This window comes from Blautia sp. SC05B48, assembly GCF_005848555.1.
GTDB lineage: Bacteria > Bacillota > Clostridia > Lachnospirales > Lachnospiraceae > Blautia_A.
Window position 1 is genome coordinate 2,291,234 of record NZ_CP040518.1, and the last position, 23,379, is coordinate 2,314,612.

A 23,379-nucleotide genomic window follows, 5' to 3' on the forward strand; every position below is an offset into this window, starting at 1 on the left:
TAAGCCCTGTACGACCTTGGTTTTTGCGGGCTTTTGCAGCGGAATTGAGTATAGCATAAGGGGCGTGGAAATGCAAGGCACGATCCTGACTATTTGATAACCCTGGCCTGTGTGGACAGACCCTGGCTCTGAAACAGCTTTTTGTAAGAGGAAAGCCTGCTTGCCGGAACTTTTACAGTCAGTTTTTTGTAATTATTCTGACCTGCTCTTGTGAAGATATATTTACCTGAGCTTTTGGAAGTAAGGCGTCCTGTCTGTATGGTGACAGAGGTAAGGGCCTTACAGTCACAGAAAGCTTTCGTGCCGATCACAGAAACTCGGGAACCGATTTTTACAGTACGAAGACTTGTGCATCCCTGGAAGGCTCCGGCACCTATGCTTGTGATATTTCCTGAAATCGTTACCTGTTTCAGGTTTTTACAGTTTTTGAAGGCATTGGCTGCAATGGCTGTGACTTTGTAGGTTTTTCCGTTAGCTTTGACAGTGGCCGGAATCTTTGCAGTGACAGTATTGCGTGAACGCGGTCCCTTCAGTGCTACGGAAGTCCCAGTGGCGTTGACTGTGTAGATATTATAAGCATCCCGGAATGTTTTTGCAGTCTGTGGCTTTGGTGTGGCAGCAGGAGTAATCTGGAAATTTAAGGTGATGGTTCCGTAGAAATGGTTATCGCCGATGATCTTCAGAGTAGCGGTTCCTGCTTTTTTATTGTTCTGGTATGTCACATGATAATCATTGATGCCAGAGAGCTTTGCTTTTCCAAGAGTTACGGTTGGAACGGGCTTTATGTCAGAGCCTGTATAAGTATATGTTTTTTTGATCCCTGTTACAGCTGCACCGGAAATATTGCATGCGTAGCTGATATTGTTTTTCTTGGCATATGTAACTGCGTAAGAGCCGTACGGAGCATGGATCTTGCAAAAATATGCATGAGAACTGTCAGACCAGTAATAGCCGCACCACACAGCATCCATTCCAATGCTTTTAACGGTATCAGGTATGTTGATCCTGGATAGCTTGTCACAGTAGGCGAAAGCTTCTTTTCCGATCTTTGTGACCCCTTTCTGGATGTCCACCTCTTTCAGCTCAGGAAGATAAACAAAGGCCCTTTCGGAAATACTTGTGATTCCGGGTTTTATTATGACTTTTCTGATCTGGTTTTTGATAGCTTTCCAGGAGGAATCGCTGGAGAAGGAAAACCAGCCGTTTGTTGAAGAGACCGGGTACCTGTTGTTTTCCTCTGTGGAAATAGAAAGTGGTCCGTAGCCGGAGATCGTAAGGATACCATTTTTGAAATTCCAGGTTGCGTTGTCACCTGCGATATGGTAAGTTTTTTTGTCAGCTTTTCCGTTGTCGGAATTAATGGAATAAAAGTTCAGGGTGTTGGAGTTTGAAGCATAATAAACGACCTTGGAATCCTTTACCACAGGCTGACAGTCAGAAATCGGAGCAGCTGTTGTAAACTCTTTGCTGAGGCTCTTTCCTTTTCCGTCCACGAAAAGATAATGAAGGGTGCTGGAAGAGAGCGGATCGTTAGCGGAAGAGCTTTTCCTGTCATCGTCGGAAACGTATTCCTCCCAGGAAATCATAAAACGGTTGTCATTTATTTTGGTGATCTTTACGCCCGCAAAGCTTTTTCCTCCGCCTGTAAAGTTGGTAAGCTTCCTGGTAGCGGTTGCTTTTTCGGAAAAGTCAGATATTGGTGTGACGGACAGATAAAGATTATGAGGCGTGTTTTCAGATACCTTATCATATTTGGACTGATCGATGGAAGTGCCGACGCATAATACACTGTCAGAGGAAACAGCCATGCCGTCAACGCTTGCGTAGCAGGCCAGTGCCCACACAGAAGTACGTGAGCCTCCGTATGGCAAAAGTTCTATGGTGGTGCAGTCAAGTGTATTGCTGTCATATCTGGAAAGCTTTGTACATCGTGAACCCTCACTCTGCTCCAGTACGTAGAGATAAGAACCATGTGATTTGATATACTGTGCAAAGGAATGCCACAGATCGCAGGAAACGATCTTTCCTTTCATGGTTGCCTGGTCGATCTCGGCCATAAGGAAGCCCTGATGTCCCCGACCGACAGAGGAATCCACATATCCTTCGTGACCGGTAACAACATAGAGCTTGCCGTTGCTTTCTGTCATTTCCACACAGCCATAGTCAAAGGGCGTGCGGACCTCACCGCCAAAAAGCTCAGGGTTACTGGTAATTGCTGCCGCACCGGTTCGTTTCCAGTTTATATCGTAGCGGATGACGCGGATAACCTCAGCGGAATCGTTTTCCTTGTTGTTTGTCTGGCCTTCTACCAGATAATATCCGTCAGATCCGGCATAAAAGCCACCCCACAGCGGAAGCTCCATGTTGATCTTGCGTTTGCTTCTGATCTTCAGATCATTATCATAGTATTCAATGCCGATAGAATTTTTCTGGTGGAAGACCCTCATGTATCCGCCGGAAACAGGAACAAGGTCAGAGGTACGGCGTAACCTGACATTGAGATTGTCCTGTGCGGTTGGCGTAAGAGAGCCTGCCCGAGCTGTCTGCGGAAACAGGATCAGACAGAAGCAAAGACAGCAGAACAGAAATAGCAGAGATGTTAATTTTTTTAGCTTTTTCATAAGTTTCTCCTTTGTATGTGTTTTTAGATGATCTTCTGTTTAGATTATAATTCATAGGACAGAATTTACAATACAAAATCGGGAGTTATGTAACTACCGGTTCTCAGGATTTCTGTAAATTCTGTCACAAAAAACATCTTGCGGAAATACTGCCGGTGGGCAGTAACATCAGCAGGAACCTTATGGCAACAGGGGCTTTTTTCTTGACAGCTTTTTGTGATATTGATAAAATATATTTCAGTATATAGGTTAAAGGGGCGTTGGTTTTGATCTAAATCGATGTCTCTTTATTTATGTATCACACACATTATACCAGGGAGGTAGAAAGATGTTAAAAGTATGGATCGCAGGTGCCAACGGACAGATCGGACGGGCACTGAATGATGTTCTGGATCCAATGCAGATCGAGACTCTGAACACAGACCTTGATGAGCTGGATATCACAGACACAGATGAAGTGATCAACTTCGGTTCCATTAACCGTCCGGATGTGATCATCAACTGCACCGGTATCACAGATACCGATGAATGTGAGAAGAATCCGGAACATGCATATCGTGTCAACGCACTGGGAGCAAGAAACTTAAGCATCGTGGCAAGAAAATGCGGGGCAAAGATCGTCCAGCTTTCCACAGATGATGTTTTCGACGGAAAGAGCAAAAAACCGTATACAGAGTTTGACGATACCAATCCGCTGACTGTTTACGGCCGTTCCAAGAGAGCCGGAGAGAACTATGTAAAAGAGTTTACACACAAACATTTCATTATCCGAAGCAACTGGGTATACGGAAAAGGCGGAAACAATTTTGTAAACCGTGTGCTGGAGACAGCAGAAAAAGGCCAGGCACTTTCCGTTGCTTCTGATCAGTTCGGATCACCGACCAGTGCCAAGGATCTGGCAAGAATGATCCTGTATCTTATCGATACCAACGAATATGGAACTTATCACGTAACCTGCAGCGGTGTATGCAACCGCTATGAGTTTGCAACAGAGATCCTTCGCCTTGCAGGAAAGGAGATCGAACTGAGATCCGTGCCGACAGAGCAGTCAGATCTTTCTTCTGTCAGACCGCCTTATGCCGTCCTTGATAATTTTATCCTCCGTATTATTGAAGTGTACGACATGCCGGACTGGAAAGCATCATTGAAAGAATATATGGATGAAAGAACGGAGGACTAGGATGAAAGAAAAAAATATAAAAGAGAAAACACAGCAGAAAAAGAAAATGGGTCTTACCACGAAGATCTTTGTGGCGCTGATCGCAGGTGCGATACTGGGAATCATTCTCTGTTACCTGGTTCCTGACAGCAGCTTCAAGAAAGATGTGATCGTGGAGGGAATCCTTTATGTGATCGGACAGGGATTTATCCGTCTGATGAAAATGCTGGTTGTACCGCTGGTATTCTGTTCCCTTGTCTGCGGAAGTATGTCCATCGGTGATACCAAGAAGCTTGGAACCGTAGGTGTGAGAACACTGGTATTTTATCTGGCGACTACAGCTCTGGCTGTTTCTGTTGCTCTGACTGTGGGTAATCTGATCAATCCGGGTGTGGGACTCGATATGAGCTCTATTCAGTCCTCCGCTTCCTCGGTGGAGACTATGGAGGCTACCTCTCTTACAGATACTATCCTGAATATCATCCCGGACAATCCGATCAATTCCCTGGCAAGCGGAACCATGCTTCAGGTTATCGTATTTGCCCTGATCGTGGGTGTGATCCTTGCGAAAATGGGAGAGCGTGCAGAGACAGTGGCAAACTTTTTCAGCCAGTTCAATGACATCATGATGGAGATGACCATGATGATCATGGCACTTGCACCGATCGGTGTATTCTGTCTCATCAGCAGAACCTTTGCAAACATCGGTTTCAGCGCGTTTATCCCGCTGGCAAAATATATGATCGGTGTTCTCCTTGCACTGGCGATCCAGTGCTTCGGCGTATACCAGATTCTGCTGAAGATATTCACAGGACTGAATCCAATAAAATTCATCAAGAAATTTTTCCCGGTTATGGCATTTGCATTCTCAACAGCTACATCCAATGCCACAATCCCGATGTCCATTGATACTCTGTCCAAGAAAGTGGGTGTTTCCAAGAAGATTTCTTCATTTACCATTCCTCTTGGAGCTACCATCAATATGGACGGTACCTCTATCATGCAGGGTGTTGCCGTAGTATTTGCGGCACAGGCCTTCGGTATCCACTTAAGTCCGATGGATTATGTGACAGTTATCGGAACTGCAACCCTTGCTTCCGTAGGAACTGCCGGTGTACCAAGTGTTGGTCTTGTTACCCTGACCATGGTATTTAACTCTGTAGGACTTCCGGTTGAGGCAATTGGTCTGATCATGGGTATTGACCGTATCCTGGATATGACCAGAACAGCGGTTAACATTACCGGTGATGCAGTCTGCACAACCATCGTTGCACACCAGAACGGTGCGCTGGATAAAAAAGTGTTCAACGAATCAAACTAAATATCCGGTTCAGAAAAAGATCCGACCCTGTCGGGTGAGAAAAAAAACGAAAAACGGCCGTACATATCGTAAGAACGATATGTACGGCCGTTTTTTAACTGAATCAGGTAAGTCCCCTGCCTATTCCTGTTCCAGAACCCCCATGACAGAGGGCAGTTCCAGCTGCTGATAGGTGTGAAGGATCTTTTCCAGCTCAAAGATGGCAGGGGTAAGAAACTTATTCTTGTGATAGACCAGCTTGAATTTCCGGTTCCATTCCCCTGCTTCGTTGCAGAAGACCCGGACTGAACGGTGACGGATCTCATGAGGCATAAGACGGATGGACATAACAGATAGCATCTGGTTATACAGCACTGCGTTCAGCAGTGCCTGCGGACTGTTGGCTTCCCAGGCAGTTCGGATCTTCAGGTCATGGCGAAGGGTGTAATCCTCAAAAAGCTGTCTGGTACCGCTTCCATATTCCCGGACTGCAAATTTCTGGTTGTTCAGCTCCTGGACATGGATGCGTCCTCTGCGGTAAAACGGGTGCTTTTTTCCGGCGGCAAGAACCAGACAGTCGTCGATGATGGGAAGAACGACAAGATCCGGAGAATGGATCTCACCTTCTACCACGGCAGCGTCCAGCTCAGAACGCAGAAGCTTCTGCTCGATATTTTGCGTGTTGGTGACAAAGGAGTAAACGTCAAGGTCCGGTATTTTTTTCTGCAGATCCAGGATAATGGATGGGGTCAGGCACGTTCCCACAGTGAGGGTGGAGCCCAGCTTCAGAGTGGAAGACTGTCCCTGGTTCTGCATCAGCTCTTCCAGCTGCTGAAACTGGCGGATCATTTCACGGGCATGGGGAAGAAGAAGCTTTCCCCGTTCTGTGAGATAAAGCTTTTTTCCAAGACGTTCAAAGAGAAGGCCGTTATAATGAGCTTCCAGCTCCCGGATGGCCTGACTGACTGTTGGCTGGGAAAGATAAAGATGTTTGGCAGCAGCACTCATGGAGCCCTGTTCCGCAACGGCAACAAAAACAGTGAGATGACGGATGGTCATGTGGAATCTCCTTTTATTATAAATTGATATATAGGTAAAAACTATCATTTTTATAAAATAATATCATTTTTCAAATACATCTTCAAGTGGTATAGTAGGAGGTACGTGAAAACGATTTCAACAGGTGTTACTGTTCAGGAGTAAACAGTAACTTCAACATTGCAAAATACAGGGCAAAGATACCGTGGGAAAGTATCGGAATGCCAGTGAGACCAGGAGGAGGAAATATGTCAGCATTAACTGTAAGCAAAGATGAAGAAAAAAGACTGAAGGGTCAGGGATTTTTAAATAACCGGGGAACCGATGAATTTTCCGCACGGGTGATCACCGTAAACGGAAAGGTGACAGCGGCACAGCACAGATGTATGGCGGAAGCAGCGGAGAAATTCGGCAACGGAAATCTTACCTACACGACCAGACTCTCCGTGGAGATCCAGGGAATCCCATATGAAAAGATCGAAGAGTTTCAGGAATTTATTGCGAAGGAAGATCTGGAGACAGGAGGAACAGGAGCAAAGGTCCGGCCTGTAGTATCCTGCAAGGGAACCACCTGCCAGTATGGACTTCTGGATTCCTATGCAATTTCAGAAGAAATTTTCCGAAGATTCTATAAAGGCTACCGTCAGGTTGCGCTGCCGCATAAATTTAAGATCGCAGTAGGCGGATGCCCGAATAACTGTGTGAAACCAAATCTGAATGATGTGGGAATCATCGGACAGAGGATCCCACATTTTGATATTGAAGCCTGCAAAGGATGTAAGAAATGTGCTATTGAAGCAGCATGTCCGAATAAAGTTGCAAAGGTCGTTGACGGGAAACTCCACATTGATGAGGAGCTTTGCAGACACTGCGGAAGATGTGTGGGAAAATGTCCGTTTCATTCCATAGAGGATGGTACCTACGGATTCAAGATCTATATCGGCGGACGCTGGGGAAAGAAAATTTCTCATGGAAAAGCCCTGAGTAAGATTTTTACATCAGAGGAAGAGGCACTGGATGTTATTGAGAAGGCAATCCTGCTTTTTAAGGACCAGGGATTAAAGGGAGAACGTTTTGCTGAGACTATAGAACGAATTGGATTTGAAAATGCAGAAAAACAATTATTGGAAAAAAATCTTCTGGAAAGAAAAATGGAAATTTTGTCCAAATAGAGATATAAAAAAACTACCTATTATATAAGCTGTCTGAAACTGAAAAAATACAAGTAATAATATAAAATTTTTTTATCTCATTTATATAAATTTTTATTATATCATAATACTTACAAAAAACTAAGTGAAAATTCTATTTGAAATATGCAAAATAATGTGATAAAGTATTAACAATACATGAACGGAGGTAAAAAGAGTGGAAAATTACATGTATTTGGTGCCGGTGGCAGCAGTACTGGCACTTCTGTTCGCAGCATACCTTGCAGCAAAGGTCAGCAAACAGGATGCAGGAACAGACAGAATGAAGGAGATCGCAGGCGCGATCGCAGAAGGTGCCCGCGCCTTCTTAACAGCAGAGTACAAGATCCTGGTTATTTTTGTAGCCGTACTTTTTGTACTGATCGGAATCGGAGTTGGAAGCTGGGTAACAGCAATCTGCTTCGTAGTAGGTGCTCTGTTTTCAACAATCGCAGGATACTGCGGTATGACTGTTGCAACAAAGGCTAATGTAAGAACAGCAAATGCAGCAAAAGAGGGAGGAATGAACAAGGCTCTTTCCATTGCATTCTCCGGCGGTGCTGTTATGGGTATGTGTGTTGCAGGTCTTGGCGCACTGGGTGTCAGCGTTGTGTATATCATCACAAAGAACGTTGACGTACTTTCCGGATTCAGCCTTGGTGCTTCTTCCATCGCACTGTTTGCACGTGTTGGCGGTGGAATCTATACAAAGGCAGCTGACGTAGGAGCTGACCTTGTAGGTAAGGTTGAGGCAGGAATCCCGGAGGATGACCCTCGTAACCCGGCTGTTATCGCGGATAACGTAGGTGATAACGTAGGTGATGTTGCCGGTATGGGTGCAGACCTTTTTGAGTCCTATGTAGGATCTCTGGTATCTGCCCTTACACTTGGTGCGGTAGCCGGAGCAGTTTCCGGTGTTCTCTATCCGCTGGCTATTGCAGGCTGTGGACTGATCGCATCCATCATTGCAACATTCTTTGTAAAAGGTGATGATAATTCCAATCCGCAGAAAGCCCTCACAAGAGGAAGCTATGTATCTGCAGCACTTGTTATCATCGTGTCCCTGATCCTCAGCAAGACTCTCTTCGGAGACATGAAAGCAGCCATTGCTGTGATCGCAGGTCTTGTTGTCGGTGTCATCATCGGAAACATTACGGAGTATTACACATCTGCAGATTACAAACCGGTTCAGGGAATCGGCGAGCAGTCTGAGACAGGTGCAGCTACAACTATCATCAGTGGTATCGCAGTAGGTATGAAATCTACAGCATTCCCGATCCTGCTGATCTGTGTTGGCATTTTTGTAGCATACGGTGTGGATGGATTATACGGAATCGCTCTTGCAGCGGTTGGTATGCTTTCCACAACAGGAATCACAGTTGCCGTTGACGCATATGGACCTATCGCTGACAATGCCGGTGGTATTGCAGAGATGTCAGGTCTGGATGAGTCAGTTCGTGAGATCACAGATAAGCTTGACTCTGTAGGTAACACAACAGCAGCTATGGGTAAAGGTTTCGCGATCGGTTCCGCAGCCCTTACAGCACTTGCATTGTTTGTATCTTATGCGAATGCAGTAAATCTGGATGCGATCAATATCCTTGCTCCTCGTGTTACGATCGGTATCTTTATCGGTGGTATGCTTACATTCCTCTTCTCAGCATTCACAATGGAATCCGTTTCCAAGGCTGCTTATAAGATGATCGAGGAAGTAAGACGCCAGTTCCGTGAGAAACCGGGTATCATGAAGGGTACTGAGAAACCGGATTACAAATCATGCGTTGCGATCTCCACAACAGCAGCTCTTCACGAGATGATGCTTCCTGGAATCATGGCGGTCGTTGTTCCGGTTATCGTAGGTGTTGTTCTTGGCGTTGAGGCTCTTGGCGGACTTCTTTCCGGTGCTCTTGTAACAGGTGTACTGATGGCAATCTTCATGTCCAACGCAGGTGGTGCATGGGATAATGCAAAGAAATATATTGAGACAGGTCATCACGGCGGAAAAGGCAGCGAGGCGCACAAAGCAGCCGTTGTCGGCGATACAGTCGGCGATCCGTTCAAAGATACATCAGGACCTTCCATTAACATCCTGATCAAGCTCATGACTATTGTATCCCTGGTATTTGCTCCTCTGTTCTTATCCATCGGAGGACTTCTGTAAACATCATTTCAGAAAAACAGTAAACCCATATTATATAAAAAAGCTCTTTGCAGAAATCTGCAGGGAGCTTTTTTGATGCGACAGACGGTGGATCTGTACGGATATGGTATTGTGCCATACTTATGATACGGTTTACGGATTTTTTGTCCGTGCAGCCTGTTCGATCAGTGTCTGATTTACTTCATCCTCGTAGGTCCGCATCTGCACCTGCATAGGCGTGGGATCGTCGCTTAGCCGCAGCTGTCCGAAATGATTAAAGAAGATCAGTACGCCAAGGCCGATCCCGATGGAGTAGGAAATCTCCAGAATGGTAAAGCCGGAGGAGCTTTTTCCCGTGACAAGAGTGTAAAACTGGTTAAAAAGGCTGCCCATATCTACGTCATTATTAAAGGTCATAATGGAAAAAGCGGCACCGAAAAAGGAAACCAGGCATACAAAAAGGATTTTTATATACCGGAAAAGCTTCCCCTTAGCGGTGCTGATGCGGTAGGTGATGATAAAATCCGTTTCACCGATGGGAGAAATATCAATGGAGGGTTCCAGCTTCCGGATCTTTTTCAGAAGATCTGATACAGACATCACATAGCGTCCGGGCTTTTCCGCATCCAGAACAATTACAGGCATGACCCGCAGGCGATTGAGGATTTTGGGATCACTCATGGAAAGTGCAGCAATATCCTGAAGATATACATGTGGGGTGGTGACTTCAATGTTCTGATCCAGCTGCAGATAAAGAGTATCATTCATGAGAAAAACTCCTTTCCCGAAATATTATTTCTTCATTTTTGGACGGAAGAAGAGACTGGCCAGATAAGAGAAGATCAGGGCGGAGGAAACTCCGGCAGCACAGGCAGTGAAGCCTCCTGTAAAAAGCCCAAGAATGCCGTCTTCTTCAATGGCTTTTTTCATACCCTCCCATAATACATGGCCGAAACCGATCAGCGGGACGGAGGCCCCGGCACCTGCAAAATCCACCAGCGGCCGGTAGATGCCAACGGCACTTAACAGGGCGCCGCTGCATACCAGAAGTACCATCACACGGCCAGGCATCAGCTTTGTCTTGTCCAGAAGGATCTGAATCAGGGCACAGATAAGGCCGCCGAACCAGAATGCGTTAAAGTAGTCCATGCTCATACCTCCATATGCTCGATGACAACTCCGTGGGCAATACCCGGAATACTGTCACCTTCGTTAAAGCTTACTTTGGAAAGAAGCGCTCCTGTTGGTACAAAAAGGATCCGCTTCCATTCTCCGGATACAATCTTCGGAAGGATATAGGAGGCAAGGACTACAGCAGAACAGCCGCAGCCGCTTCCTCCTGCGTGAGTGTCCTGAGAAGGATCGTCATAGATCAGGATACCGCAGTCTTTATGAATGGGAGAAAGCCGGATATTTTGTTCCTCCAGAAGATCCAGGAGAATTTTCTGCCCGATGATTCCCAGATCACCAGTAAAGACGGCATCATAATCCGAAGGCGTCCGACCGAAATCCGAAAAGCTCCGTGCAATGGTATCACAGGCTGCAGGAGCCATACAGCCTCCCATGTTCATGGAATCTCTGAGACCGTAATCCATCACACGGCCGGCAGTAAGGCCGGTGATAGCAGCACAGCCTTTGCAGGAGCGCAGAGGTGCTTTTTCTCCGGGAGGAGATGTACTTAGGATACAGGCTCCGCTTCCGGTTACTGTCCAGGTGGCAGAAAACGGCCGCTGGTTCCCGTATCCCAGAGGAAAACGAAATTCTTTTTCCGCACTTGCGAAATGGCTGGAGGTGGCACATAAGACCCGTGTGCCGAATCCGGCGGTCAGAGCAAGGGAGCCGAGAGACAGCGCTTCCCCTATGGTAGAGCAGGCGCCGTAAAGTCCGTAAAAGGGAATTCCAAGTCCGGCGGAGCCGAAACAGGTGGCTGCTGTCTGAGCGAGAAGATCTCCGGCGAACATCAGATGGATATCTTCGGAGCTCAGTTTGGCTTTGCTTATGGCATGAGTGGCAGTTTCTTTCTGCAGCGTGCTTTCCGCAGATTCCCAGGTGTCACAGCCAAACATGGGATCTTCACAGACCAGGTCAAAAAGATCTCCAAGAGGACCGTCCGCCTCTTTCTGACTGACGATGGATGCGGCGCTTTCGATATACAGAGGCTGTGAAAAGGCAATGCTGGCTGCGCCAAGTCTGAGATTTTTGCTCATGATATCACCTCCAGGATCTTCAGGATATAATAGATCACACCCAGTCCCCAGGCGCTTAAGATGCCGTAGAGGATCACAGGACCTGCAATAGTAAAGATCTTGCACCCTATGCCGAAAACCTGTCCTTCTGCCCGAAACTCAATGGCGGATGCGGCCACTGAGTTGGCAAACCCGGTAATGGGAACAAGACTTCCTGCACCGCCGAATTTGCCGATCCTGGGATAAATACCAAAGCCTGTGAGAATGACGCTTAAGAGAATGAGAAGGACAGAACACCAGGTTCTGGAATCAGAAGCATCTGCACCGAGAGCCTGCGCTGTGTTGACGATAACCTGTCCGAGAAGACAGATCAGTCCGCCTGTGAGAAAAGCTTTTGCCATATTCAGCGGCAGACTGTGGGTGGGAGTAAGCTGCTTGACATATTGTTCATATTTTTTTTCGTTGATATTTTGCATATGGAAAATCCTTTCGTGAGATGGTAGAGTGACAGTAAGAATTACATCCAACCCATGGCATAATAAAACAGGGAACCCAGGATTTTTCCGGCAGCAATGGAAATTATTACCGGAGAAAGCCCCTGAGAGAGCTTCAGCCGTCTGGCAAAGACGGGAAAGACTTTTGCGATCTCTGCCAGTGCAAGGATCCAGCCGCCCAGGAAAATTCCGAAAAATACTCCGCAGACAGCCAGGAAAAAAGGTCCCAGCGGAATTCTGATCGGAAACAGGGTGACGACGGTTCCGGCAACTGTTCCCAGAAGTGTCAGATCTTCATAAAGAAAAATCTGGTCAGCTGTATGCGTGATACCTGCATAGCGGGGAACAATGGAAAGGCCGATCAGCAGTCCGGAGACACCTCCTGCAACGATGATCCCGGCACAGAAACCGATAAAGCACAGAATCAGCTGTTGAAGCATGGATAGAACCTCCTTGTAGGATTGTATGGGAATAGTATGAGAAAATATAAATTTTTTATGCGAAAATCTTAAAAAACAAGAATATCTGTACATTTACGGACAGAGATAGTATAATAAAAAGGAATATGGACAGCGGCGGACAGGCGCTGTCTTTCTCAATCAAAAGAAAAAACAGTGTCAGGAGGACGGATATGCAGGATGCTTTTTCACGTATGGAATTGCTCGTTGGAAATACAGGTGTAAAAAAACTCAGCAGGGCGAAAATTGCAGTATTCGGTCTTGGCGGAGCTGGATCACAGGTGGCAGAGTCACTTGCGCGCTGTGGTGTGGGGAGTCTGACACTGATCGATCATGAAAAGATCACATTGACGAATATCGGAAGCCAGGTGCTGGCACTTCATTCTACTCTGGGGATGAGCAAGGTAGAGGCGGCCAAGAAGAGAATCCGGGATATTGATGAGAATATTTTGGTGCATACCTACGAAACCTTTTATAATGAGGAGACTGCGGGAATGTTTGAGCTGCGTTCCTTTGATTATATTGTGGATACAATGGGAACACTGTCGTCAAAACTGCTTCTGATCAGCAGAGCAAGGGAAGGACGTGTGCCTGTGATCTCCTGCCTGGACATCGGGGATAAGATAGACCCGTCCAGACTTGAGATTGCGGATATCAGCAGAACCACGGCATGTCCGGCAGCCAGGATCATAAAAAAAGAACTGCGTAAACAGGGAATACGTAAACTCAAAGTACTGTATTCCAGAGAACAACCGGCAAAAGAAAAGCTTTTCAGACGGAGCAGAACTATGGTGAAGAAGCCTGCCAAAGGAAATATTTCCTTTGTGACAGGGACTGCGGGATATCTGCTGGCGGGAGAAGTTGTGCGGGATATACTGTCAGCCGGAAACATTTCACACAGCTGACAGCAAATGAGAAATTGAGCGCAGATCACGGACAGATCCAGTTCATGAGCATGAGTCAAGGCGGAACAGTAATGTCTGCTTTACAGAAATAAAACAGAAAGACTGAGGAAACAAAAAGTGAATTCAGAAATCATAAAAAAGTTCTGCGATCTTCTTGGAGAAGAACGCGTTTTTACAGGCGAAGCAATGAGCCGTCATACAACTTTTAAGATCGGAGGTCCGGCGGATTATTTTCTGATGCCGGATAAAGGCACAGATGTGGGACGTATCGTAAAAATCTGTAAAGAAAGTGCAATCCCTTATTTTATCCTCGGAAACGGAAGTAATCTTCTGGTAGGAGACGGCGGTTACCGTGGCGCGGTTATCCAGATCTACAAAAATATGTCTGCCGTTACCGTAGAAGGAACAGAGATCACCGTACAGGCAGGTGCGCTGCTTTCATCGGTGGCAGCAGCAGCAAAAAATGCAGCTCTTACAGGCTTTGAGTTTGCAGGCGGGATCCCGGGAACTATGGGCGGTGCGGTCGTGATGAATGCAGGTGCCTATGGCGGCGAGATGAAGGATGTTCTCACAGAGGTAACTGTGATGGATGAGGAGGGAGAGATCATTACCCTTCCGGCAGATAAACTGGAACTGGGATATCGTACCAGCATCATTAAAACCGCAGGTTATATCGTGCTGGAAGCAAAGCTGCAGCTGAAGAAGGGAAATCCGGAAGTGATCCGTGAGACCATGAAAGATCTGACGATCCGTCGTACCACCAAACAGCCGTTGGAGTATCCCAGTGCTGGAAGTACCTTTAAGAGACCGGAAGGATATTTTGCAGGTAAGCTGATCATGGACAGCGGTCTTGCTGGATATCAGGTAGGCGGTGCACAGGTTTCTGAGAAACACTGTGGCTTTGTGATCAATGCAGGCGGTGCAACTGCAAGGGATGTCCGCACGCTGATGGATAATGTCAGGGATATCGTTTATAAGAAATATGGAGTTACGCTGGAACCGGAGGTGAAGTTCCTGGGTGATTTTGAAGCCTGATTACCATTTCTGGTACATCGTTTTCAAAATAATTATACCACGTACTTGTCTGTGAATCCGATTGCTGTAGGATACGAAACAGAGGGAACAGGAATGCGTATATACGCTTTACAGATAACGGAAGAAGAAATGGAAAGGAAGAGAGACTATGCGTTTTGTAATCGTTACAGGAGTGTCAGGAGCAGGAAAAACAGCTGCACTTAAAATGTTGGAGGATATGGGATATTTCTGCGTGGATAATCTTCCAATTCAGCTTCTGGAAAAATTTGCTTCTCTTCTTCCTGAGATGCAGAGTGAAAATGTCAGAAATGTGGCTCTGGGGATCGATGCCAGAAGCGGAAGTGCCCTTGATGAACTGGAAGTAGTTCTGGACCGTATGAAGCAGACAGGGTATGACTACGAGATCCTGTTTATGGATGCTGAGGATTCTGTCCTTGTAAAACGCTATAAAGAATCCAGAAGAAGCCACCCGCTGGCAAGAACAGGGAGAGTGGATGAGGGAATCCGCCTGGAACGTGAGAAAACAAAATTTCTCCGGAAACGTGCGGATTATATCATTGATACCAGCCATCTGCTTACCAGGGAGCTTCGTCAGGAAATCGAAAAGATCTTTGTTGATGACAGAGAGTTCAGCAATATCATGATCTCTGTGCTTTCCTTCGGCTTTAAGTATGGAATCCCGGCAGATGCAGATCTTGTGTTTGATGTCCGATTTCTTCCCAATCCCTATTATGTGGATGAGTTGCGTCCTCTGACAGGCCTTGACGATGAAGTGTTCAATTATGTGATGGCCAGTGATACGGCGAAAGCCTTCGCGGACAAACTGGAGGATATGATCCGCTTTCTGATCCCTAACTACATTAAAGAAGGGAAAACAAGCCTTGTGATCGGTATCGGATGTACAGGGGGAAAACATCGCTCCGTTACTATTGCCAGAGAACTTTTTTCCAGGCTTGCCAAATCGGATGAATATGGTATCCGCCTGGAGCACAGGGATGCGGAGAAGGACAGACTTCTGAAAAAATAACTGCCGTGATGAAAAGTATGGCAGGGAAACAGTAAAAGAGGGTTCGGGATGTCATTTTCAGGAAAAGTCAAAGAGGAACTTGCAGGACAGCTTAGTCTGGCAAGGCACTGTCAGGTGGCAGAACTGGCGGCACTGCTCTGTGGCTGTGGCCGTGTGGAAAAAATGTCGGATGGAAACAGGAAACTGTGGATCCAGACAGAAAATGAAGCAGTTGCAAGAAAAAGCTTTACATTATTGCGAAAAACCTTTAATATAGAGACAGCGATTGTTATCCGGGAAGGGTCTCATCTCAAACGGGGTAAGGTATATCTTGTTGAGGTTGCTGATCCTGTCAGAACAGAGGAAGTACTGCAGGGGACGAAGCTTTCTGTGGATAACGAAACCGGTTTACTTGAAATGGATAATTCGCTTGTGGTTCAGATGAACTGTTGCAAGCGGGCATTTATTCGCGGCACTTTTTTGTCGTCCGGTTCGATCAGTGATCCAGAGAAAGGATATCATTTTGAGATCGTGTGTCCGGACAGCAGGAAAGCAGAACAATTACAGGGGATTATCCGCAGCTTTCACGTAGAAGCTAAAATTGTGGTGCGCAAGAAATCATATGTGGTCTATGTGAAGGAGGGCGCACAGATCGTTGACATGCTGGCAGTCATGGAGGCGAATGTAGCACTGATGGATCTGGAGAACATCCGGATACTTAAGGAAATGCGTAACACGGTAAACCGTAAGGTGAACTGTGAGGCTGCGAATATCAATAAAACGGTAAATGCGGCAGTGAGACAGGTGGAAGATATACAGCTGATCAGCAGAACTATTGGCTTTGAGAGCTTGAGCGATGGACTGGCACAGATAGCCAGGCTGAGACTGCAGTATCCGGATGCTACACTGAAAGAATTAGGTATGATGTTGAATCCGCAGGTGGGCAAATCAGGTGTGAATCACCGGCTTCGCAAGCTGAGTGAGATCGCAGATGAGCTGCGGGAGAACAAGGAGGAGCTATTATGATTAAAAAACCAATCACTATCAACTTATCCACTGGACTGGAGGCAAGACCTGTAGCACAGCTTGTTCAGGTGGCAAGCCAGTTTAACAGTGAAATTTATGTTGAGATTGGCAAAAAAAGAGTCAATGCAAAGAGTATTATGGGAATGATGACCCTGGGACTTGACGCTGGAGAAGAGATTACACTGTCTGCCAATGGTGATGATGAGAATGCAGCGATGGAGAGCATTGAACAGTATTTAAGCAACCAGTAATCAGTTGGGACAGAGCAGTCCGCAGAAAAGGTAGAGTTCTGCGGATGTGGAATATAAAGGGATACAGAAGGAAAGGAAGACCGATTCCCGCTGTATCCCTTTCCGCTTCAAAGCACCTACAAATATGAAAGAGGAAGATTACCTATGTCAAAAGTATTGAAATTTATCGTACATTTTGTTGTGATATGCACACTGATCTGTGTACTGGGACTTGTTCTTCCGCCGTTCTTCGGGGTGAGAACAGTGATCGTGGATAAATCCGATAAGGCAACGAACCTCCCGGTCGGATCTGTTACATATGCGATTCCGGAGAAGAGTTCTGCGATCAGCGCAGGTACTCCGATACTTGTACAGAAAGATTCCGAGACATATAAATATACGATCACCAATCTCGATGCTTCCAAGGGAACCGGAACAGTAACAGATCAGTCCGTTTCCGGAGGAAAGACTTTTACCATTAAGGTTGGAGATTATGTTCCGAAAGTTGTAGTTACCATTGGCTATGTGGGATATCTTATGGTGGCTACAGAAAGTATTGAAGGTCTGATCATTCTTGGTCTGATCGTATTGTTCCTGATCATCCTGTACGTGATCGCAGAGCTCTGGAAGAAAGAGCCGGATGATATTGAGGAAGATGTGAATGATCCGGAACCGGGTTATGTGAAGTCCAGGAAAGAACTGAAGCAGGAAGAAAAAGCACGTGCCAGAAGAATGAAGGAAGAAGAAAAAGAGATCATTCAGGAAGAAAAGGCACGAAAACACAAAAATAAAAAAGCAGATAAGCGTAAGGTTCGCACAGGCGGTTTCGTAGATGAGATCGATGAAGAGGATGTTACAGACTATTCGGAGAATGGAAAGAAGGCTGCTATACAGCAGACTGCACAGACTGCCGCAAGCGAAGCTCATGCGGAACTTAAGAAAGAGATTGCAGCAGCCACTTCGGAAGAAGCAGATATGCTTTCCAGACTGGAAATGGCAGAACGTACGGTTGAAGAAAACAGAAAGCCGCACCCGGCCGGAAAGGTTGAAGAGGTTCCGGAAGAGGAAGAAGAACCGGTTACCATTGGAAGCCTTGCGATGCCGTCTTATTCCGCAGCGCAGCTTGCAAGCCGTGTAAAGAAGGCCGGTGATGCACCGGATATCGTTAAGGATGACATTACGAAGGTTACATTGTTTGATTACTCGGATATCATCAGTGGCGATGTGGACGATATGGAAGAATAAAATAAGTACCTATTATATAAGAAGAAAATGGTTCAGAAATGAGCCATTTTCTTCTTTTTTAAAAAAAATCAAAAAAATTAAAAAAAAGGCTTGCATTCTGAAGAATCATCGTATATACTAATCCTTGCTGTGACATTGATAGCTATGAAGCGCGAGGTTGCTGCCACACTGGCAGGTTTTCCGTGGAGCGAATGTCAAGTTAGGAAACTGACGACAAGTCACTGTACAAAGTTCAATAACCATCTTGGGATGGGCGTGTGTGTAAATATACCATGACACACACGGAGATGTGTACAGTCGCCGCTTGTCGTACTGCTATATAAGTACGAATAGGAGGAGACTTTTTTTATGGCAAATCAGGTAATGAGAATCACATTAAAGGCATATGATCATCAGCTCGTTGATGCATCTGCAGCAAAGATCATCGAGACAGTAAAGAAGAACGGAGCAATGGTAAGTGGACCGGTTCCGCTTCCTACTAAGAAAGAGGTTGTTACAATCTTAAGAGCTGTTCACAAATACAAAGATTCCAGAGAGCAGTTTGAGCAGAGAACACATAAGAGACTTATCGATATCCTGACACCAACTCAGAAAACAGTAGATGCACTTTCCAGACTGGAAATGCCGGCTGGTGTTCACATCGATATCAAGATGAAAAACCGCTAATAATGTCATTTGACATTAACTATATGATTACCGAATGGTAATCCGCTATAAGGAGGAAGAAAGAAATGAAGAAAGCTATTTTAGCTACTAAAGTCGGAATGACTCAGATCTTCAATGAAGATGGAATGTTAATTCCGGTAACTGTTTTACAGGCAGGTCCTTGCGTTGTAACTCAGGTTAAGACTGAGGAGAACGATGGATACACATCAGTTCAGGTTGGTTTCGGCGAGATCAGAGAGAAACTGGTCAACAAACCGGAGAAAGGCCACTTTGACAAAGCTGGTGTAGCTGTAAAGAGATTTGTAAAAGAGTTCAGATTTGACAATGCCGGCGAGTATGAGGTTGGACAGGAGATCAAGGCTGATATCTTTGCAGCAGGAGATCATATCGATGCTACTGCAGTTTCCAAAGGTAAAGGCTTCCAGGGCGCTATCAAGAGACATGGCCAGTCCAGAGGACCTATGGCTCACGGTTCTAAATATCATCGTCATGCAGGTTCAAACGGCGCTTGCTCCGATCCGAGCAAGGTTTTCAAAGGAAAACATATGCCAGGTCACATGGGACATGTTCAGGTAACTGTTCAGAATCTTGAGATCGTACGTGTAGATACAGAAAATAACTTACTGTTAGTTAAGGGTGCTGTTCCAGGACCTAAGAAATCTTTGGTTACAATCAAAGAGACAGTAAAGTCCTTATAATAGGAAAGGAGGAGCATCAGAATGGCTAATGTAACTGTTTATAATATGGAAGGCAATGAAGTTGGCACAATGGAGCTGAATGACGCAGTATTCGGCGTTGAGATCAACGAGCATCTCGTTCATCTTGCAGTTGTTCGTCAGCTTGCAAATAACCGTCAGGGAACTCAGAAAGCGAAAACTCGTTCTGAGGTAAGAGGCGGCGGAAGAAAACCGTGGAGACAGAAAGGAACAGGTCATGCAAGACAGGGTTCCATCCGTGCACCACAGTGGACAGGCGGCGGTGTTGTATTCGCTCCGGTTCCGAGAGATTATGAAGTAAAAATGAACAAAAAGGAAAGAAGAGCAGCTCTTAAATCCGCTCTGACATCCAAGGTTCAGGATAATAAACTTGTTGTTGTTGACAGCCTTGCACTTGCTGAGGTTAAGACAAAAGAGATGCAGAAGGTTCTTACAAACCTGAAAGCAGAGAAAGCTCTTGTAATCACAGCTGACAACGATCAGAACGTAGTTCTTTCTGCAAGAAACATCGCTGACGTGGAAACTGCAACACCGGCTACAATCAACACATACGATGTTATGAAACACAACACCGTAGTTGTTACAAAGGATGCCGTTGCATCTATCGAGGAGGTATACGCATAATGGCAAGTATTCAGTACTATGACGTAATCATCCGTCCGGTTATCACAGAGAAATCCATGGCAGACATGGGTGAGAAGAAATATACATTCCTTGTACATCCGGAAGCTAACAAGACTCAGATCAAAGAGGCTGTTGAGAAGATGTTCGAGGGAACAAAAGTTAAGAGCGTAAACACCATCAACAGTGATGGGAAGAAAAAACGCCGTGGAATGGTAGTTGGAAAAACTGCTAAGACTAAAAAAGCTATCGTAGCTCTTACAGAAGAGAGCAAAGATATCGAGATCTTCGAAGGACTTTAATTAGAAGATCAAGCCAAGAGCGGTATGAGTGACACAGTGTCACTCTGATTATCGCGAATATGTGCACGAAAGCACGAGAACAAATTCGAAAGGAGAAACATCATGGGAATCAAAAGCTATAACCCATATACACCGTCAAGAAGACATATGACTGGTTCCGACTTCTCTGAGATTACAGCTGCAAAACCAGAGAAATCCCTCGTTACTTCCCTTAAGAAGAACGCTGGACGTAACAATCAGGGTAAGATCACTGTAAGACATCAGGGTGGCGGAAGCAGAAGAAAATACAGAATCATCGACTTCAAGAGAAGAAAAGATGGAATCCCTGCAACAGTTAAAACAATCGAGTACGATCCGAACAGAACAGCTAACATCGCTCTGATCTGCTACGCAGATGGCGAGAAAGCTTACATCCTCGCTCCAGAGGGACTTAAAGTAGGCCAGAAGGTTTACAATGGTCCGGAAGCTGAGGTTCGTGTTGGAAACTGCCTCCCACTGGAACTTATCCCGGTTGGTACTATGGTTCACAACATTGAGCTTCATCCTGGAAAAGGCGGACAGATGGTTCGTTCTGCAGGAAACGGCGCACAGCTCATGGCTAAAGAAGGAAAGTACGCAACACTTCGTCTTCCTTCCGGTGAGATGAGAATGGTTCCGATCGTATGCCGCGCAACTGTTGGTGTAATCGGAAACGGAGATCACAACCTTATTAACATCGGTAAAGCCGGACGTAAACGTAACATGGGTATCAGACCTACAGTTCGTGGTTCCGTAATGAACCCGAATGACCATCCACATGGTGGTGGTGAAGGTAAGACCGGTATCGGACGCCCAGGTCCTTGTACACCGTGGGGCAAACCTGCTCTCGGCCTGAAGACCAGAAAGAAAAACAAACAGTCCAACAAGTACATCGTAAGAAGACGCGATGGAAAAGCATTATCGAAATAATAAGGAGGAGAAAGCATGTCTCGTTCACTGAAAAAAGGACCTTTTGCAGACCAGAGCTTACTTAAAAAAGTAGACGCTCTTAATGCTGCAAATGATAAATCCGTAATCAAAACTTGGTCTCGCCGTTCCACAATCTTCCCGTCTTTCGTAGGACACACAATCGCTGTTCATGACGGAAGAAAACATGTGCCGGTATATATCACAGAGGATATGGTAGGACACAAACTTGGTGAGTTCGTTGCAACAAGAACTTACAGAGGACACGGAAAAGACGAGAAGAAGTCCGGAGTACGCTAGTCATCAGATTTATAACTGCCCGCTGTCAATTTAAGACAGCTGGCAGATAACTTAGATATCGAATTTAAGAAAGGAGGCACTTTAAGATGGCAAAAGGACATAGAAGCCAGATAAAGAGAGCCAGAAATGAGAATAATAGAGAGACAAGGCCGTCTGCAAAGTTATCTTATGCAAGAATTTCTGTTCAGAAAGCCTGCTACGTATTAGATGCGATCCGTGGCAAAGATGTACAGACAGCACTTGGTATCCTGACATACAATCCGAGATACGCTTCCAGCGTGATCAAAAAACTGCTTGAGTCAGCAGTAGCAAACGCTGAGAACAACAACGGAATGAACGCAGACAACCTTTATGTTGCAGCATGCTATGCAGATAAGGGACCTACAATGAAGAGAATTCAGCCGAGAGCACAGGGTAGAGCTTACAGAATCGAGAAGAGAACTAGCCATATCACAGTTGTGCTTGATGAAAGGTAAGGAGGAAAAGCATGGGACAGAAAGTTAATCCGCATGGCCTTAGAGTCGGAGTTATCAAGGATTGGGATTCCAGATGGTATGCAGAAGACAAGTTTGCTGACTACCTGGTAGAAGACTACAACATCAGAACATTCCTTAAAAAGAAATTATACAGCGCAGGTGTTTCCAAGATCGAGATCGAGAGAGCATCTGACAGAGTTAAGATCATCATCTACACAGCAAAACCTGGTATCGTAATCGGTAAGGGCGGCGCAGAGATCGAGAAAGTTAAAGCTGAGCTTCAGAAATACACAGACAAGAAGCTTATCGTTGACATCAAAGAAGTTAAGAGACCGGACAAAGATGCACAGCTGGTTGCTGAGAACATTGCTCTTCAGCTTGAGAACCGTATTTCTTTCAGACGTGCTATGAAGTCCACAATGCAGAGAACAATGAAGGCTGGCGCTAAGGGAATCAAGACTTCCGTATCTGGACGTCTCGGCGGAGCTGATATGGCTCGTACAGAGTTCTACAGCGAGGGAACAATCCCGCTTCAGACACTTCGTGCAGATATCGATTATGGCTTTGCGGAAGCAGACACCACATACGGTAAAGTTGGTGTTAAGGCATGGATCTACAATGGTGAGATTCTTCCGACAAAAGGAACTAAGGAAGGGAGCGATAAATAATGTTAATGCCAAAAAGAGTAAAACGTCGTAAACAATTCCGTGGCTCCATGAGAGGAAAAGCCCTTAGAGGTAATGTTATCAACTATGGTGATTTCGGTCTTGTTGCTACTGAGCCATGCTGGATCAGATCTAATCAGATCGAGGCAGCCCGTGTTGCTATGACCCGTTACATCAAACGTGGCGGTAAAGTTTGGATTAAGATTTTCCCGGATAAACCGGTAACAGCTAAACCAGCTGAGACTCGAATGGGTTCCGGAAAAGGCGCTCTGGAGTACTGGGTAGCAGTAGTAAAACCAGGTCGTGTTATGTTTGAGATTGCAGGCGTGTCCGAAGAGGTTGCCCGTGAAGCATTACGTCTTGCAATGCACAAGTTACCATGTAAATGTAAAATCGTTTCTCGTGCAGACTTAGAAGGCGGTGATAACAGTGAAAATTAATAAGTTCGTGGAAGATTTAAAAGCAAAGTCAGTTGCAGAACTGAATGAAGAATTAGTAGCTGCTAAAAAAGAGCTTTTCAATCTGAGATTTCAGAATGCAACAAACCAGTTAGACAATACAGGACGAATCAAAGAGGTTCGTAAAAATATTGCCAGAATCCAGACAGTAATCACTGAGCAGGCAAACGCTTCCAAATAGGACAGGAGGACATAAT

General features: G+C 45.7%; 27 protein-coding genes. 20 read left to right on the forward strand and 7 right to left on the reverse strand.

What is annotated here, in order from left to right; all coding sequences use genetic code 11:
* Positions 1 to 89: 89 nt before the first annotated feature.
* Entirely contained in the window at positions 90 to 2,621 is a 2,532-nt protein-coding gene (locus tag EYS05_RS10485) for a leucine-rich repeat domain-containing protein (protein WP_138277133.1), read from the reverse strand.
* A gap of 328 nt (positions 2,622 to 2,949) precedes the next feature.
* Between EYS05_RS10485 and rfbD the strand changes: the two genes are divergently transcribed.
* Together rfbD and EYS05_RS10495 are read left to right on the forward strand one after the other, a co-directional pair.
* On the forward strand, positions 2,950 to 3,801 hold the full coding sequence (gene rfbD / locus EYS05_RS10490; protein ID WP_118071093.1) for a dTDP-4-dehydrorhamnose reductase: 852 nt from the start codon (positions 2,950 to 2,952) through the stop codon (positions 3,799 to 3,801).
* Between the two features lies 1 nt (position 3,802).
* The gene (locus tag EYS05_RS10495; RefSeq protein WP_118512996.1) at positions 3,803 to 5,101 is read left to right on the forward strand and encodes a dicarboxylate/amino acid:cation symporter; all 1,299 of its coding nucleotides are present in this window, start codon (positions 3,803 to 3,805) and stop codon (positions 5,099 to 5,101) included.
* A gap of 120 nt (positions 5,102 to 5,221) precedes the next feature.
* Here the strand turns inward: EYS05_RS10495 and EYS05_RS10500 are convergent, their stop codons facing one another.
* Positions 5,222 to 6,139 carry a LysR family transcriptional regulator gene (locus EYS05_RS10500; RefSeq protein ID WP_118512997.1) on the reverse strand — a complete coding sequence of 306 codons (918 nt, stop codon included), beginning with the start codon at positions 6,137 to 6,139 and terminating at the stop codon, positions 5,222 to 5,224.
* A 227-nt stretch (positions 6,140 to 6,366) separates the two neighbouring features.
* Between EYS05_RS10500 and EYS05_RS10505 the strand changes: the two genes are divergently transcribed.
* Entirely contained in the window at positions 6,367 to 7,290 is a 924-nt protein-coding gene (locus tag EYS05_RS10505) for a 4Fe-4S binding protein (protein ID WP_138277134.1), read from the forward strand.
* Positions 7,291 to 7,486: 196 nt separating this feature from the next.
* Positions 7,487 to 9,469, forward strand: coding sequence for a sodium-translocating pyrophosphatase (locus EYS05_RS10510; RefSeq protein ID WP_044961021.1), 1,983 nt, complete (start codon positions 7,487 to 7,489; stop codon positions 9,467 to 9,469).
* Positions 9,470 to 9,601: 132 nt separating this feature from the next.
* On the opposite strand, the gene EYS05_RS10515 is transcribed toward EYS05_RS10510, so the two are convergent.
* From EYS05_RS10515 to EYS05_RS10535, 5 genes are read right to left on the reverse strand one after another with little or no spacing between them, the layout of a single operon-like run.
* The gene (locus tag EYS05_RS10515) at positions 9,602 to 10,216 is read right to left on the reverse strand and encodes a stage V sporulation protein AA (RefSeq protein WP_138277135.1); all 615 of its coding nucleotides are present in this window, start codon (positions 10,214 to 10,216) and stop codon (positions 9,602 to 9,604) included.
* 24 nt (positions 10,217 to 10,240) lie between these two features.
* The gene (locus EYS05_RS10520; RefSeq protein WP_138277136.1) at positions 10,241 to 10,597 is read right to left on the reverse strand and encodes a SpoVA/SpoVAEb family sporulation membrane protein; all 357 of its coding nucleotides are present in this window, start codon (positions 10,595 to 10,597) and stop codon (positions 10,241 to 10,243) included.
* 2 nt (positions 10,598 to 10,599) lie between these two features.
* The gene (locus EYS05_RS10525; RefSeq protein ID WP_138277137.1) at positions 10,600 to 11,655 is read right to left on the reverse strand and encodes a stage V sporulation protein AD; all 1,056 of its coding nucleotides are present in this window, start codon (positions 11,653 to 11,655) and stop codon (positions 10,600 to 10,602) included.
* Entirely contained in the window at positions 11,652 to 12,110 is a 459-nt protein-coding gene (locus EYS05_RS10530; RefSeq protein WP_158293328.1) for a SpoVA/SpoVAEb family sporulation membrane protein, read from the reverse strand. The genes EYS05_RS10525 and EYS05_RS10530 overlap by 4 nt, the downstream gene beginning before the upstream one ends.
* Positions 12,111 to 12,151: 41 nt before the next feature.
* Positions 12,152 to 12,568, reverse strand: a complete 417-nt coding sequence (locus tag EYS05_RS10535) for a stage V sporulation protein AB (protein WP_118513001.1) — start codon at positions 12,566 to 12,568, stop codon at positions 12,152 to 12,154.
* A 191-nt stretch (positions 12,569 to 12,759) separates the two neighbouring features.
* Between EYS05_RS10535 and EYS05_RS10540 the strand changes: the two genes are divergently transcribed.
* From EYS05_RS10540 to rpmC, 16 genes are all read left to right on the forward strand, one after another.
* A complete protein-coding gene (locus EYS05_RS10540) occupies positions 12,760 to 13,491 on the forward strand; it encodes a tRNA threonylcarbamoyladenosine dehydratase (RefSeq protein ID WP_138277138.1) in 732 nt (243 codons plus the stop codon).
* A 117-nt stretch (positions 13,492 to 13,608) separates the two neighbouring features.
* The gene (murB, locus tag EYS05_RS10545) at positions 13,609 to 14,526 is read left to right on the forward strand and encodes a UDP-N-acetylmuramate dehydrogenase (RefSeq protein WP_118624193.1); all 918 of its coding nucleotides are present in this window, start codon (positions 13,609 to 13,611) and stop codon (positions 14,524 to 14,526) included.
* A gap of 148 nt (positions 14,527 to 14,674) precedes the next feature.
* On the forward strand, positions 14,675 to 15,553 hold the full coding sequence (rapZ, locus tag EYS05_RS10550; RefSeq protein WP_118513004.1) for an RNase adapter RapZ: 879 nt from the start codon (positions 14,675 to 14,677) through the stop codon (positions 15,551 to 15,553).
* 48 nt (positions 15,554 to 15,601) lie between these two features.
* The gene (gene whiA, locus EYS05_RS10555; RefSeq protein WP_138277139.1) at positions 15,602 to 16,558 is read left to right on the forward strand and encodes a DNA-binding protein WhiA; all 957 of its coding nucleotides are present in this window, start codon (positions 15,602 to 15,604) and stop codon (positions 16,556 to 16,558) included.
* On the forward strand, positions 16,555 to 16,809 hold the full coding sequence (locus EYS05_RS10560) for an HPr family phosphocarrier protein (protein ID WP_015526913.1): 255 nt from the start codon (positions 16,555 to 16,557) through the stop codon (positions 16,807 to 16,809). The genes whiA and EYS05_RS10560 overlap by 4 nt, the downstream gene beginning before the upstream one ends.
* A gap of 144 nt (positions 16,810 to 16,953) precedes the next feature.
* A complete protein-coding gene (locus EYS05_RS10565) occupies positions 16,954 to 18,033 on the forward strand; it encodes a hypothetical protein (protein ID WP_138277140.1) in 1,080 nt (359 codons plus the stop codon).
* Positions 18,034 to 18,381: 348 nt separating this feature from the next.
* Positions 18,382 to 18,699 carry a 30S ribosomal protein S10 gene (gene rpsJ / locus EYS05_RS10570; RefSeq protein WP_015526916.1) on the forward strand — a complete coding sequence of 106 codons (318 nt, stop codon included), beginning with the start codon at positions 18,382 to 18,384 and terminating at the stop codon, positions 18,697 to 18,699.
* A 65-nt stretch (positions 18,700 to 18,764) separates the two neighbouring features.
* Positions 18,765 to 19,397: a 50S ribosomal protein L3 gene (gene rplC / locus EYS05_RS10575; protein ID WP_015526917.1), complete on the forward strand. Its 633-nt coding sequence runs from the start codon at positions 18,765 to 18,767 to the stop codon at positions 19,395 to 19,397.
* Between the two features lie 21 nt (positions 19,398 to 19,418).
* On the forward strand, positions 19,419 to 20,039 hold the full coding sequence (gene rplD / locus EYS05_RS10580) for a 50S ribosomal protein L4 (protein WP_015526918.1): 621 nt from the start codon (positions 19,419 to 19,421) through the stop codon (positions 20,037 to 20,039).
* Positions 20,039 to 20,338 carry a 50S ribosomal protein L23 gene (rplW, locus tag EYS05_RS10585; RefSeq protein ID WP_015526919.1) on the forward strand — a complete coding sequence of 100 codons (300 nt, stop codon included), beginning with the start codon at positions 20,039 to 20,041 and terminating at the stop codon, positions 20,336 to 20,338. The genes rplD and rplW overlap by 1 nt, the downstream gene beginning before the upstream one ends.
* Positions 20,339 to 20,440: 102 nt before the next feature.
* A complete protein-coding gene (rplB, locus tag EYS05_RS10590; RefSeq protein ID WP_015526920.1) occupies positions 20,441 to 21,286 on the forward strand; it encodes a 50S ribosomal protein L2 in 846 nt (281 codons plus the stop codon).
* A gap of 15 nt (positions 21,287 to 21,301) precedes the next feature.
* Positions 21,302 to 21,583, forward strand: coding sequence for a 30S ribosomal protein S19 (rpsS, locus tag EYS05_RS10595; RefSeq protein ID WP_015526921.1), 282 nt, complete (start codon positions 21,302 to 21,304; stop codon positions 21,581 to 21,583).
* 86 nt (positions 21,584 to 21,669) lie between these two features.
* Entirely contained in the window at positions 21,670 to 22,059 is a 390-nt protein-coding gene (rplV, locus tag EYS05_RS10600; RefSeq protein WP_015526922.1) for a 50S ribosomal protein L22, read from the forward strand.
* An 11-nt stretch (positions 22,060 to 22,070) separates the two neighbouring features.
* Positions 22,071 to 22,727: a 30S ribosomal protein S3 gene (gene rpsC / locus EYS05_RS10605; RefSeq protein ID WP_015526923.1), complete on the forward strand. Its 657-nt coding sequence runs from the start codon at positions 22,071 to 22,073 to the stop codon at positions 22,725 to 22,727.
* Complete coding sequence (rplP, locus tag EYS05_RS10610; protein WP_015526924.1) at positions 22,727 to 23,164, forward strand: 50S ribosomal protein L16; 438 nt, start codon at positions 22,727 to 22,729, stop codon at positions 23,162 to 23,164. Before rpsC ends, rplP begins: the two co-directional genes overlap by 1 nt.
* Positions 23,154 to 23,363, forward strand: coding sequence for a 50S ribosomal protein L29 (gene rpmC, locus EYS05_RS10615; RefSeq protein ID WP_021650762.1), 210 nt, complete (start codon positions 23,154 to 23,156; stop codon positions 23,361 to 23,363). The genes rplP and rpmC overlap by 11 nt, the downstream gene beginning before the upstream one ends.
* Positions 23,364 to 23,379 lie beyond the last annotated feature (16 nt).